Source organism: Chryseobacterium proteolyticum (genome assembly GCF_046591535.1).
Classification (GTDB): Bacteria; Bacteroidota; Bacteroidia; order Flavobacteriales; family Weeksellaceae; genus Chryseobacterium; species Chryseobacterium proteolyticum.
The window spans coordinates 404,516-417,800 of the sequence record NZ_JBJLWK010000001.1 but is presented as its reverse complement, the minus strand read 5'-3'; the positions used below and the strand labels follow the sequence as shown (position 1 = coordinate 417,800).

8 protein-coding genes and 2 pseudogenes are annotated in these 13,285 nt (G+C 36.9%); 8 read left to right on the top strand and 2 right to left on the bottom strand.

The window, feature by feature from the left end; all coding sequences use genetic code 11:
- Positions 1 to 40: 40 nt before the first annotated feature.
- The 7 genes and pseudogenes from ACJ5H0_RS01780 (at position 41) to ACJ5H0_RS01750 (ending at position 7,266) form a co-directional block, all read left to right on the top strand.
- Positions 41 to 2,447 (top strand): annotated as a pseudogene (locus ACJ5H0_RS01780) (3-hydroxyacyl-CoA dehydrogenase NAD-binding domain-containing protein).
- 30 nt (positions 2,448 to 2,477) lie between these two features.
- Positions 2,478 to 2,840 carry a four helix bundle protein gene (locus ACJ5H0_RS01775; RefSeq protein WP_411246906.1) on the top strand — a complete coding sequence of 121 codons (363 nt, stop codon included), beginning with the start codon at positions 2,478 to 2,480 and terminating at the stop codon, positions 2,838 to 2,840.
- A gap of 40 nt (positions 2,841 to 2,880) precedes the next feature.
- Positions 2,881 to 4,059, top strand: coding sequence for a thiolase family protein (locus ACJ5H0_RS01770; RefSeq protein ID WP_273647879.1), 1,179 nt, complete (start codon positions 2,881 to 2,883; stop codon positions 4,057 to 4,059).
- Positions 4,060 to 4,093: 34 nt separating this feature from the next.
- Positions 4,094 to 4,450, top strand: a complete 357-nt coding sequence (locus ACJ5H0_RS01765; protein WP_411246905.1) for a four helix bundle protein — start codon at positions 4,094 to 4,096, stop codon at positions 4,448 to 4,450.
- Between the two features lie 51 nt (positions 4,451 to 4,501).
- On the top strand, positions 4,502 to 6,292 hold the full coding sequence (locus ACJ5H0_RS01760; RefSeq protein ID WP_172283132.1) for an acyl-CoA dehydrogenase family protein: 1,791 nt from the start codon (positions 4,502 to 4,504) through the stop codon (positions 6,290 to 6,292).
- Positions 6,293 to 6,404: 112 nt separating this feature from the next.
- A complete protein-coding gene (locus tag ACJ5H0_RS01755) occupies positions 6,405 to 6,740 on the top strand; it encodes a YegP family protein (RefSeq protein WP_273647878.1) in 336 nt (111 codons plus the stop codon).
- Between the two features lie 79 nt (positions 6,741 to 6,819).
- A complete protein-coding gene (locus tag ACJ5H0_RS01750; protein ID WP_172283136.1) occupies positions 6,820 to 7,266 on the top strand; it encodes a phosphohydrolase in 447 nt (148 codons plus the stop codon).
- On the opposite strand, the gene ACJ5H0_RS01745 is transcribed toward ACJ5H0_RS01750, so the two are convergent.
- Positions 7,263 to 7,979, bottom strand: a complete 717-nt coding sequence (locus ACJ5H0_RS01745; protein WP_172283137.1) for a DUF2490 domain-containing protein — start codon at positions 7,977 to 7,979, stop codon at positions 7,263 to 7,265. The genes ACJ5H0_RS01750 and ACJ5H0_RS01745 overlap by 4 nt on opposite strands.
- 53 nt (positions 7,980 to 8,032) lie before the next feature.
- Positions 8,033 to 9,799 carry a TonB-dependent receptor plug domain-containing protein gene (locus tag ACJ5H0_RS01740; RefSeq protein WP_411246904.1) on the bottom strand — a complete coding sequence of 589 codons (1,767 nt, stop codon included), beginning with the start codon at positions 9,797 to 9,799 and terminating at the stop codon, positions 8,033 to 8,035.
- A 647-nt stretch (positions 9,800 to 10,446) separates the two neighbouring features.
- On the opposite strand from ACJ5H0_RS01740, the pseudogene uvrA reads away from it, so the two are divergent.
- Positions 10,447 to 13,240: pseudogene (gene uvrA / locus ACJ5H0_RS01735) on the top strand (excinuclease ABC subunit UvrA).
- Positions 13,241 to 13,285 lie beyond the last annotated feature (45 nt).

Here is a 13,285-nt window from a genome sequence, read left to right as displayed (position 1 = left end):
ACGTCTGACCCAATAAAAATAAATAATAAATAGTTTACAGATGAAAAGAAGAATCAAACACGTTACGGTTCTTGGTTCAGGAATCATGGGAAGCGGTATCGCAGCTCACTTCGCCAATATTGGTGTGGAAGTTTTGCTTTTAGATATTGTTCCCTTTGAATTGACTGAAGCAGAACAAAAAAAAAGGTTTGACCAAAGATGATAAAGCAGTAAGAAACAGAATTGCTGCAGAGAACTTTGAAAAACTTAAAAAAGCGAGTCCTGCACTACTCTATTCTCCAAAATTTGCAGATAGAATCAAAGTAGGAAATTTTGATGATGATTTACAGAAAATAAAAAATACAGACTGGATTATTGAAGTGGTCGTTGAAAGACTGGACATCAAAAAATCTGTCTATGAAAAGATTGAACAATTCAGGAAACCAGGAACTTTAATTTCTTCCAATACATCGGGAATTCCTATCCACTTATTAACGGAAGGAAGAAGCGATGACTTCAAGAAGTATTTCGCAGGAACCCACTTCTTCAACCCGGTACGTTATCTTCCTCTTTTGGAGATTATCCCAACCAATGATACGGATCCTGAGATCGTTGATTTCTATATGAACTACGGAGCTAAGTTCTTGGGTAAAACTACCGTTTTGGCAAAAGATACACCGGCATTCATTGCCAATAGAATCGGGGTATTTTCTATGATGGACCTTTTACATAATGTACAGAAGTTAGGTCTTACCGTTTCCGATGTAGATAAATTAACAGGACCGGTGATCGGCCGTCCAAAATCAGCAACCTTCAGAACAGCAGATGTGGTAGGTTTGGATACTCTGGTTATGGTAGCTAACGGTGTACGCCAAAGTGATTCAGAAGCCAATGACTTTAATGATGTGTTTGCGCTTCCCAATTATATCCAGAAAATGATGGATAATAAATGGTTAGGCTCTAAAACACAGCAAGGATTTTACAAGAAAGTGAAGAATGCGGATGGAAAATCTGAAATTCATGGATTAAATCTGGATACCTTAGAATATGAACTTCAGGGAAAATCATCTTTCCCTACCCTTGAGCTTACTAAAACCATTGATAAACCTATCGACAGATTCAAAGTTTTAATCGGCGGAAAAGATAAAGCAGGAGAATTATACAGAAAATCTTTGGGTGCGTTATTCGCTTACGTATCTCATAAAGTCCCGGAAATTTCTGATGACATCTATAAAATTGATGATGCCATGAGAGCTGGTTTCGGATGGGAAAACGGTCCGTTTGAGATCTGGGATGCCGTAGGTATTCAAAAAGGTATTGAACTTGCGAAAGATGCAGGCTATGAGGTTTCTGATTGGGCTAAAGAATTGGCGGAAAAAGGACAAACATTCTATAAAGTTAATGATGAAGGTCAAAGTATCTATTATGACAAAAACTCAGGAAATTACAACAATATCCCGGGTCAGGATGCCTTCATTATTTTAGATAATATCAGAAAGAATAAAACACTTTGGAGCAATTCAGGCTCAGCTATTGAAGATCTGGGAGACGGAATTATCAATTTTGAGATCCGCTCCAAGATGAACTCTCTTGGCGGAGAAGTTCTTGACGGACTTAACCGTGCGATCGACTTAGCTGAAAAAGAATACGATGGCCTTGTAATCGGTAACCAGGGGACCAACTTCTCGGTAGGTGCCAATTTAGCTATGATCCTTATGATGGCTATCGAACAGGACTGGGATGATCTGAATATGGCTATAGCTTATTTCCAGAAATCAATGATGAGAGTTCGTTATTCTTCAATTCCTGTCGTAGTGGCTCCTCATGGAATGACTCTTGGTGGCGGCTGCGAAATGACCATGCACGCTGACCGTGTAGTTGCTGCTGCGGAAACTTATATCGGCCTGGTAGAAACCGGAGTTGGTGTAATTCCTGGTGGTGGTGGTACTAAAGAATTAACTTTAAGAACCTCAAGAGAATTCCACACCGATGATGTGAAAAACAACAGACTACGCGAAGCTTTCATGAACATTGCCATGGGTAAAGTAGCAACTTCAGCCTACGAAGCCTATGATATGGGAATCCTTGAAAAAGGAAAAGATATTGTTTCCGTAAGTAAAAACAGACAAATTGCAGAGGCTAAAAAGATTGCAAAATTATTAGCAGAGCAAGGATACACACAACCTATTGAACAAAGCGTAAAAGTTTTAGGAAAAGATGCATTGGGAATGTTCTATGTAGGAACAGACCAGATGTTAACCGGAAACTTTATTTCTGAACACGACAAGAAGATCGCAGATAAACTGGCCAATGTAATGGTAGGTGGAAATCTTTCCGAACCAACTGTTGTAACCGAACAATACCTATTGAATCTTGAAAGAGAAACTTTCCTTCAACTTTGCGGAGAAAGAAAAACCCTGGAAAGAATACAGTACATGTTGCAGAATGGAAAACCACTTAGGAATTAGAGGTTAGATATTAGATGTTAGAGGTTAGAGATGAAAGCACATAAATTACATAATCTGCTAATTTGGAAAAAATCAATGGCTTTAGTAAAGGAAGTTTATCTTTTAACAGAAAAATTACCTTCAGACGAAAAGTATGGACTTATTTCCCAGATAAGAAGATGCGCTATTTCAATCCCTTCTAACATTGCCGAAGGTGCAGGAAGAAATAATGTAAAAGAATTTAATCAATTTTTACGTATTGCCACAGGATCCAGTTACGAACTTGAGACACAATTACTATTATTGGTTGATTTACATTTTAAAAATCAAGACGAAATTGCTCCTTTATTAGATAATCTAAATGAAATTCAGAAGATGATTTATAAGTTCAAAAATAATTTAACATTAGGTTAGAAATCTAAATTCTAACCTCTAAATTCTAACTTCTATTAAAATGAAACAAGCATATATAGTAAAAGGATACAGGACAGCGGTGGGTAAAGCGCCTAAAGGTTCCCTTCGCTTTACACGTCCGGATGTAATGGCGGCTACAGTAATTGAAAAATTAATGGCTGAGCTTCCGCAATTGGATAAAAACAGGATTGATGACCTTATCGTAGGAAATGCAATGCCTGAAGCTGAGCAGGGCTTAAACGTAGCCCGTCTCATCTCTTTGATGGGATTGAATACGGATAAAGTTCCAGGTGTAACTGTAAACAGATATTGTGCATCAGGAAGTGAGGCAATTGCTATTGCTTCAGCTAAAATTCAGGCCGGAATGGCGGATTGTATTATTGCCGGTGGTACTGAATCAATGTCTTATATTCCTATGGGAGGATACAAGCCGGTTCCGGAAACTGATATTGCCAAAACAAACCCTGACTATTATTGGGGAATGGGTTATACTGCGGAAGAAGTAGCAAAACAATATAAGATCACAAGAGAAGAACAGGATCAGTTCGCTTTTGAATCTCATATGAAAGCTTTAAAGGCTAATGCTGAAGGTAAGTTTACCAATCAGATTGTTCCCCTTCCTGTAGAATATAATTTCCTGGATGAAAATCAGAAGATGCAAACCAAAAAGTTTGATTTTTCTGTTGATGAAGGACCAAGAAAAGATACTTCTTTAGAAGGCTTGGCTAAACTAAGACCTGTATTCGCCAACGGAGGAAGCGTAACAGCCGGAAACTCTTCTCAGATGAGTGATGGAGCTGCTTTCGTAATGGTTATGAGTGAGGAAATGGTAAAAGAGTTAGGTTTACAGCCGGAAGCAAGGCTTGTTGCCTATGCTGCTGCAGGACTTGAGCCTAGAATCATGGGAATGGGACCTATCTATGCTATTCCAAAAGCACTAAAACAAGCAGGCCTTGAATTAAAAGACATCGAATTAATTGAATTAAATGAAGCTTTCGCTTCCCAGTCAGTTGCCATCAAAAAAGAATTAGGTCTAAACCCTGATATCCTTAATGTAAACGGAGGAGCAATCGCTCTGGGGCACCCTCTTGGATGTACCGGAACAAAGCTTACTGTACAGCTTCTGGATGAAATGAGAAAACGCGGAAATAAATACGGTATGGTTTCAATGTGCGTAGGAACAGGACAGGGAGCAGCAAGTATTTTTGAATTATTATAGATAAAAGAAAAAAGAATAAAGAGAAAAGACTTTGATGAAACATAACTTTAAGAATTTAAATATCTGGAAATTGGCAATTGAATTAGCTAATGATGTTTATATACTTACTGATATTTTTCCAAAAAGTGAAGAATTTGGACTAAAATCTCAAATTAGGAGATGTTCAGTTTCTGTTCCTTCAAATATAGCTGAAGGTTCAAGTAGAAGTTCCAACAAAGATTTCAATCGCTTTTTAGAAATAAGTCTTGGCTCTCTTTATGAATTACAAACACAGATTATCATTTCTTCCAATAGAAGTTATTTTGATTTGTCCCAACTTGAAAATATAGAAAATAAAATCACAGAATTACAGAGAATGATTTCTGGCTTTCAAAAGAACTTAAAGTTGTAAGTCTTTACTCTTTTCTCTTTATTCTTTAATCAAAAATTAAAATTATTAATAATGAGTGATACACTTAATAAAACACGAAAAGGCGGTGAGTTTTTAATTAAAGAAATTCCTGCTAATGAGATCTTCTCTATTGAAGAACTTAATGAGGAACAAAAAATGCTTCGTGATTCTGCGAAAGAATTTATTGACAGAGAAGTAGTTCCGCAAAAGGAACGTTTCGAAAAGAAAGATTATGCATTTACAGAAGAGACAATGCGTAAGCTTGGTGAAATGGGTATGCTTGGAATTGCTGTTCCTGAAGAATATGGAGGACTGGGAATGGGCTTTGTAACAACCATGCTTGCCTGCGATTATATTTCGGGAGTTACCGGTTCATTAGCTACGGCATACGGAGCGCACACCGGAATCGGAACATTACCAATTGTTCTTTACGGTACAGAAGAGCAAAAGAAAAAATATCTTCCGGATCTGGCTACAGGAACTAAGTTTGGAGCCTATTGTTTAACAGAGCCGGATGCAGGTTCTGATGCCAACTCAGGAAAAACAAGAGCTAAATTATCTGAGGATGGTAAACATTATATCATCAACGGACAAAAGATGTGGATTTCCAATGCTGGATTTGCCGATACTTTCACTCTGTTTGCAAAGATCGATGATGATAAAAATATTACAGGCTTTGTAATCAACCGTTCTGAACTTGAAAATCCTGAAAGCTTAACTTTCGGAGAAGAGGAACATAAATTAGGGATCCGTGCATCCTCTACCCGTCAGGTTTTCTTTAACGATATGAAAATTCCTGTTGAAAACCTTTTGGGAGAAAGAAACAACGGATTTAAAATTGCTTTGAACGCATTGAACGTTGGTCGTATCAAATTAGCTGCAGCTTGTCTTGATGCTCAGAGAAGAATTACCAACCACTCTATCCAGTATGCTAACGAAAGAAAACAGTTTGGCGTTTCTATTTCAACTTTCGGAGCGATCAGAAAGAAGCTTGCTGAGATGGCAACAGGAATTTTTGTAAGTGAGGCAGGTTCGTATAGAGCGGCTAAAGATATTCAGGATAAGATTGATGAACTGGTAGCGGGAGGATTAGATCATCAGGCTGCAGAATTAAAGGGTGTTGAAGAATTTGCTGTAGAGTGTTCAATTCTTAAAGTTTTCGTATCTGACCTGGCGCAACATACAGCTGACGAAGGAATTCAGGTATACGGAGGTATGGGATTCTCGGAGGAAACTCCTATGGAGGCAGCTTGGAGAGATTCAAGGATTTCAAGAATCTATGAAGGTACCAATGAGATCAACAGACTACTTGCAGTAGGAATGCTGATCAAGAGAGCGATGAAGGGTGAATTAGACCTGTTATCTCCTGCTATGGCAATCAGTAAAGAATTAATGGGTATCCCTTCATTTGAGGTGCCGGATTATTCTGCCTTTATGAGTGAGGAGAAAGCGATTATTGCAAACCTTAAAAAAGTATTCTTAATGGTTTCAGGAGCTGCCCTTCAAAAATATATGATGGATATTGAAAAGCAGCAACACTTATTGCTAAATGCTTCAGAAATCCTTAATCAGATCTACATGGCAGAATCTGCAATCTTAAGAGCTGAAAAACACTTTACTCCTGATTCTGTAGAAGCAGCTATGGCTCAGCTTAACCTTTACAAAGCAGTTGAGAAAATCATCGTTGCTGCTAAAGAAGGAATTGTTTCTTTTGCTGAGGGAGATGAGCAAAGAATGATGCTTTCCGGATTAAGAAGATTTACAAAATATACTAATCATCCTAATATAGTTGCTCTTACTGAAAAAGTTGCAGCACACTATATTGAAAAAGGACATTATTAGTCTTTTCTAAAATAAATTTGATGTTAAAGCACTTCACTTTGAAGTGCTTTTTTGTTTTATAAATTTTTGTTACTTTTAAATAACCGAAACATCATCATAAAACAAATAAATTATGGGAAAATTTATTATTTCTACAAGAACAAACGGGGATTATCAATTCAACCTGAAAGCAGGAAACGGCCAGGTAATCTTAACAAGCCAGGGATACAGCTCCAAATCAGGATGTGAAAACGGCATAGAATCCGTGAGAATCAATTCTAGAGACGACTCTAAATTTGAAAGAAAAACTTCTTCTAATGAAAAGTCTTATTTTAATCTAAAAGCAGGGAATGGCCAGATTATTGGAACCAGCCAGATGTATGAATCTGAAAATGGTATGGAGAACGGCATAGAATCAGTAAAAAACAACGCTCCCATTGCATCTGTTGAAGACGAAACACAGGGATAAAATATTTTAAAATAATTAAAAGAAATGTCTTATTTATTTAAGGCATTTTCTATTTTTGCACAGAATCTTTTCAAAAAAAATGACTAAAGAAGAACTTTTACACAGAGCCATAAAGATTGCTGATAAAGCGCATAAAGGGCAGACCGATAAATACCATGCACCCTATATTGCCCATGTAATGCGTGTTATGGAGTACGGAAAAACAATGGATGAAAAAATCGTAGGGGTATTGCATGATGTCGTAGAAGATCACCCTTCTGAGTTTAGTCTTGATTTTTTACGAAATGAGGGCTTTCCGGAATATATCCTGTTTGCCATTAGTTGCCTTACCAAGTTCGATCCCGAAGAGGATTATGACGATTTCATAAAACGAACCGAAAGATCTCCCCTTGCTGTAGCTGTCAAATTAAACGATCTGCGGGATAATATGGATTTACGAAGAGTAAACAGGGAACTTACTCCTAAAGACATTAAAAGATTTAATAAATACCTTAAGGCATATCATTATCTGATCGAAAAATATTAATCCGCTCCCGGGAATTCATAAGTTTTTGTATGGTGATCGGTGCCATCGATATTAATGTTCAGGGCTAAGTAAATAAAATGAAGGTTTTTGTTTCCGGTTGCATCGAATTCTCTTTGCCAGAGGTAACCACATAAAACACCGAAATATTCGTCAATCTGATAACCGAATCCACCGTAAACCCTGTTTCGGGCAAATGTAGGTTTCATAGGGCTTACAAAAAATACTTCGTCATAAGCATTGGCAAATACAGTTCCTTTTTCGATTGTTTTCGCATTAAGAGGTACGCTTACATTCAAACGGTAACGATAACGCATCCTTTGAGATGTTTTATCTGTTTTAGGTTCGTAAAACCAGCTCTTTTCCGCGCGAAGACGATTCTCAAATTTTACAATCCCTTTCTTAACGTCGATAACGTCCTGGAGCCATACCCTGAATTCCTCTCTGCTTAAGCTCTGGGATTTATAGTTCACATATCTTCCAAGACCTATAAACGGTTTGTGGTTTTTTGTGAGATTATATCCCAGCCCTCCTTTTATTTCGTAATAATCGGGATAAGTATAATCTTCATTTCCTCGAAGCTGACCTTCTGCATACAGGAAAAATTTTGGATGAAATTTATAGGTGAGGGTTACAGCATTAAAGCTTGAAATATGCTCTTGTGCCTTTATAAATGCCATGCTACATAGCAAACTTAAACCTAAGAAAAGTTTCATCTGAAAAAATTTTTGCAAAAATAAAATTAATTAACCACTCGTTAATATTAACTTTACTTAATATTAATATTGTAGGTAAATCCTATATGAAACCATCTGTTAGGCATCTGAACACCAAAGGTTTCGGTATATTTCGTATTCGTAACATTATTAATCAGAACATAGACTGAGAAATCCTTTTTAACGAAACTAATTTTTTCGTCCAATAAATTATAGCTGCCAAGATTCACTCTGTCATTATAACGGTATACTAATTCATTAGTGAAATGTTGCAGGAAACTTGTCTCAAGTTTGGCAACCAACTGATGTTTCAGATTATCGAGAACATATCTTGAAACAAAATCATTAGACTGTTTAAATTCGGTATCCAGGTACGTATACCCCAAAGAATATTTTATCCAAGGGAATAATCTGTGATTAAATTCTATCTCAACTCCTTTCGTATCAATTTCTCCTACATTTTGAGCATACCATACAGGGTCCTCCAAGGATTTCTTTACCCAATCGATAGAATTCTTTGAACTGCGCATAAAACCACTGATTTTTGCCAGTAATATTTTATTCTGATATTGATATCCCACTTCTGATGAAACAGCATTCTCAGGCAAAAGACCAGGGTTTCCCTGCTCTGTTTTACTTATATAATACAGATCTGTAAATGTTGGCACCCTGTGCACTCTTGCCACATTCGCATAGACCTTGTTGTTTGAATCAAAATTATAACCTACATCCAGCCCAGGATAGAAGAAATTTCCTTCCTTGGAGTAATTAGCCCAGGAAATTCCGGGACTGATATTTAGTTTTTTGTCCAGCAATGAAAAGTGATGTTCAAAGAGTACCTGGGTGACAAAACGGTTTCTGTCTCCAAGGTTATTACTCACCAGAAACTCTTTTCTCAGTTCGACACCAACCCCTGTCGTTCCCAATCCCCATGTATAACTTGAATTAACTTCTCCTCCAACATTATTTCCGATATGCATGTTCCTGTACAGAGCAGGATTTTGCCTGTTATATAAATACATATCCTGTCCCCTTCTCCAATATACATTAGAATTAAGTTTCAGTTTCCCAAAAGTTTGCTGGTGGGCTAAACTGATAATGGAAGCCTGCATCTCCTCATACTGCTCTGTAGCCTTAGGTGATGAATAAAATCCATTGGCTCCGAATTTCTTTTCTGAAAAACCTGCCTGAAGTCTTATATCTCCATTTCTAATCCCTAATTTGCTCTGGTAAAACACATTCCGTATTTCATAATCCGTATTATGCATATATCCTTGGGAAGTGGATGAATTAGCTTGCAGGGAGTTGGAAAACTTTTCATTTCCCAATTGGGCATTCAACCCGAAACCATAGGTCTCATAATCTCCGCCTTCCGCACTTATTTTTACCTTTTTACCTAAAATTGTTTTGGTGATGATATTGATGACACCCGCATAGGCATTTTGGCCAAATCTACGTGCTGCGGGACCTTTAATAATTTCTATGCGCTCAACATCTTCCAGATCCACCGGAATATTTAAAGAATTGTGCCCCGTTTGTGAATCATTCATCCGAATCCCGTTTAATAGTATAAGGACTTGTTCAAATGAGCTTCCACGAAATCCTACATCACTCTGTACACCATTGGCCCCTCTTCTTCTGATATCCATTCCAGGAACCATCTGAAGAATTTCATCAATACTTTTGGCCGCAGCATTTGCGATCTCTTCTCTTGAAATTATGGTAATATTCTGATTGGCACTCTTATAGGGAGTAGCTATAAATTTTCCCTGAACTTCTATCGTTTCAATATCTGATGCTTTTTCCTGTGCTTGTCCCATTACAATAGCTCCCAGAAAAAAAAACGGCTCCCAGCTTTTTCATTCCTTAATTTAAGATTTTTTTAAGATTTCCAAAATTAGACGACTTGAACAACACTTACAAATGATTATTATCATAAACTTTAATTGATATAAATAAAAAAAAGATGCAGTGGACTGCATCTTGTGTGGGGAAGTAATTACCTTTTTCTCATTAAATGTGTAACAAGGTCTCTGAATAACTTTACCATTATTATATACATTTATACGCTGCAATGTTAAATAAATTTAAAATACGAAGCAATACTGCAACTTAAAAAAAACATAAAAATTCATAAAATTTCTTTAACATGCTAAATAATATATTGCATCTTTCCTTCTTTGTTTAATAATTAATGCTGATGAACAGATTCATTGCTATCATTTTATAACTTATCGTTTAATACACCGCAGTAATAATATTTTATTATTGAAATAATCAATTGGTCTGTTTAAAGTATTTACATAAGTGTTTTTTTATCAAAAAAGTACCAAAGCAATGACCGGGTCAATGTTTTTATTTTGTAAATATTAACAGTCTGTTTAATAGATTTTTTGAATAGTAAAAGCGATAATTAGACGAAGAAAATCCGTTAAAAATTCGTATTTTTGTTGGTCTTAATTTTACTATGGCATCAATTACAGAAATAGATATAAAAAAGCAGGTATTTGTTAAAAATGCACATCTTAACAACCTGAAGCACATCGATGTATTAATCCCGAAAAATAAACTGATCGTTATCACAGGAGTGTCCGGAAGCGGAAAATCATCACTCGCTTTTGACACAATTTATGCGGAGGGACAAAGGAGATATGTTGAAAGCTTAAGTTCGTATGCACGACAGTTTTTAGGGAAACTGGAAAAACCAAAAGTGGATGATATTAAAGGACTCGCTCCTTCAATTGCTATCCAGCAAAAAGTTATTTCTTCCAACCCCCGTTCAACAGTCGGAACTTCCACAGAAATTTATGATTACCTTAAACTTTTATTTGCCAGAATCGGGAAAACATTTTCCCCGGTTTCAGGACAGGAGGTAAAAAAAGATTCGGTGACAGATGTCGTGGATTTTATTAAATCTTCAAAGAAGGATTCTTCTTTTCTTTTAACGGCTCCACTGGAATATGATATTGACAATTTTGCAGAGAACTTAAATGTCCTCAAGCTAGCCGGTTTTACAAGATTGGAGATTAATGATAACGTTGCGGGAATTGAAGATCTCGAAAGCTTTGGATTTACTCCTGAAAAAGGAATGGTCATTAATCTGGTGATCGACCGTTTTGCTTATGAAGAAGATGAGAGTTTTCTTCAAAGATTGGCAGACTCTATTCAGATGGCTTTCTACGAAGGTAGAGGGTATTGCTCGCTTAAAAATATTGAAACAGGAAAAGTCAGAGAGTTTTCCAATAAATTTGAGATGGACGGGATAGAATTCCTGGAGCCCAATGTCCATTTTTTTAGTTTTAATAATCCTTATGGTGCTTGTCCTACCTGTGAAGGTTATGGAAAAGTAATAGGAATCGATGAAGACCTTGTAATTCCTAACAAGACCCTTTCCGTTTATGAAGATGCTGTTGTGGCATGGAGAGGAGAAACGATGAGTGAATGGAAAAAAGCATTCATCAAAAAAGCGGGGGACTTTCCTATCCATAAGCCTTATCATCAGCTTACGAAGGAGCAAAAAAAATTATTTATGGAAAGGAGATGGTAACAGCAGTTTTCCATCGATCAATAATTTCTTCAAAATGCTTGAAGAAAATTTATACAAGATCCAATACCGTGTCATGCTTTCCCGTTATCGGGGTAAAACACTTTGTCCAACCTGTGAAGGTTTAAGGCTTCGTGAAGAAACAAGCTGGGTAAAAGTTGACGGGCATAATATCCAGTCTACGATTGAATTACCGCTTGACGAGCTCTTCCCTTTAATCAATTCTTTACAGCTTTCGGAACATGATCAGGAAGTAGCTAAAAGGCTTCTCTATGAGATCACTACCCGTCTGGAATTCCTATTAAAGGTGGGATTAGGATATCTTACCCTTAACAGAACATCCAATACGCTGTCTGGAGGAGAAAGCCAGAGGATCAACCTTGCTACCAGTTTGGGAAGTTCATTAGTAGGTTCCATCTATATTCTGGATGAACCTTCAATCGGGTTACACTCCAGGGATACTGAAAATTTAATCGGAGTTTTAAAAAATCTGCGGGATTTGGGAAATACCGTTATCGTTGTTGAACACGATGAAGATGTAATGAGAGCTGCAGACTATATTATTGATATTGGTCCTGAAGCCGGTTACCTGGGCGGTGAACTTGTTTTTGCCGGGGATTACAAAGAATTAAAAAATGCTGATACCCTTACCTCTCAATATTTAACAGGCAGACTGGAAATTAAAGTTCCCGAGAAAAGAAGGAAAGCTAAAGAATGGATCCATATTAAAGGAGCCAGACAAAATAATCTCAAAAATATTGATGTAGATGTTCCTTTGGAAAACCTGGTTGTTATTTCAGGAGTTTCCGGAAGTGGCAAATCTACACTAATGAAAGAAATTCTCACAAACGATATCCAGATACAGTTGGGAATGGGAGGAAAAAAGGGAGATTACGATACAGTGGAATTTCCTAAAAAACTGATCAAGAATATTGAACTCATCGATCAGAATCCTATCGGGAAATCTTCACGTTCAAACCCTGTTACTTATCTTAAAGCTTACGATGATATCAGAGATCTTTTTGCCAAACAAAAGATGTCTAAGATGATGGGCTATAAACCGAAACATTTCTCATTCAACGTAGATGGTGGAAGATGTGATGAGTGTAAAGGAGAAGGGGTCATCAATGTCTCTATGCAGTTTATGGCTGATATCGAGCTGGAATGTGAAACCTGTAAAGGAACCCGTTTCAAAAATGAAATTCTGGAAGTAAAGTTTGATGAGAAGAATATTTCTGATATCCTCCATATGACGGTGGATGAAGCTCTTGAGTTTTTTAAAGAAAATCATGAAGATAAAATTGTTACGAAATTAAGACCTTTGCAGGAGGTTGGTTTAGGCTATTTGCAGCTTGGGCAAAGCTCTTCTACCCTTTCGGGAGGTGAAGCACAGCGTGTAAAACTTGCTTCTTTCCTGGTAAAAGGAGTAACAACGGATAAGACGTTATTTATCTTTGATGAACCCTCAACCGGACTCCATTTCCATGATATCCAAAAATTACTGAAATCTCTTCAGGCACTGATTGATCTCGGGCATTCTGTAATTGTTATAGAACATCAACCGGACATCATCAAATCTGCAGATTATATTATTGATATTGGTCCTGAAGCCGGAAAATATGGTGGTGAAGTAGTTTTTGCCGGGACACCTGAAGAACTGGCAGACAATAAAAAGTCGCATACGGCCAAATATATCAAAGAAAAATTAGAAAATTAATATGAACAGAGAGTCAAATTTGACTCTCTGTTTTTTTAATCTTAT

Bases quoted from the DNA above. Each gene is read 5' to 3' on its own strand.
- ACJ5H0_RS01775 (WP_411246906.1), top strand. From the start codon at position 2,478: ATGAAAGCACATAAATTACATAATCTGCTAATTTGGAAAAAATCAATG.
- ACJ5H0_RS01770 (WP_273647879.1), top strand. From the start codon at position 2,881: ATGAAACAAGCATATATAGTAAAAGGATACAGGACAGCGGTGGGTAAA.
- ACJ5H0_RS01765 (WP_411246905.1), top strand. From the start codon at position 4,094: ATGAAACATAACTTTAAGAATTTAAATATCTGGAAATTGGCAATTGAA.
- ACJ5H0_RS01760 (WP_172283132.1), top strand. From the start codon at position 4,502: ATGAGTGATACACTTAATAAAACACGAAAAGGCGGTGAGTTTTTAATT.
- ACJ5H0_RS01755 (WP_273647878.1), top strand. From the start codon at position 6,405: ATGGGAAAATTTATTATTTCTACAAGAACAAACGGGGATTATCAATTC.
- ACJ5H0_RS01750 (WP_172283136.1), top strand. From the start codon at position 6,820: ATGACTAAAGAAGAACTTTTACACAGAGCCATAAAGATTGCTGATAAA.
- ACJ5H0_RS01745 (WP_172283137.1), bottom strand. From the start codon at position 7,979: ATGAAACTTTTCTTAGGTTTAAGTTTGCTATGTAGCATGGCATTTATA.
- ACJ5H0_RS01740 (WP_411246904.1), bottom strand. From the start codon at position 9,799: ATGGGACAAGCACAGGAAAAAGCATCAGATATTGAAACGATAGAAGTT.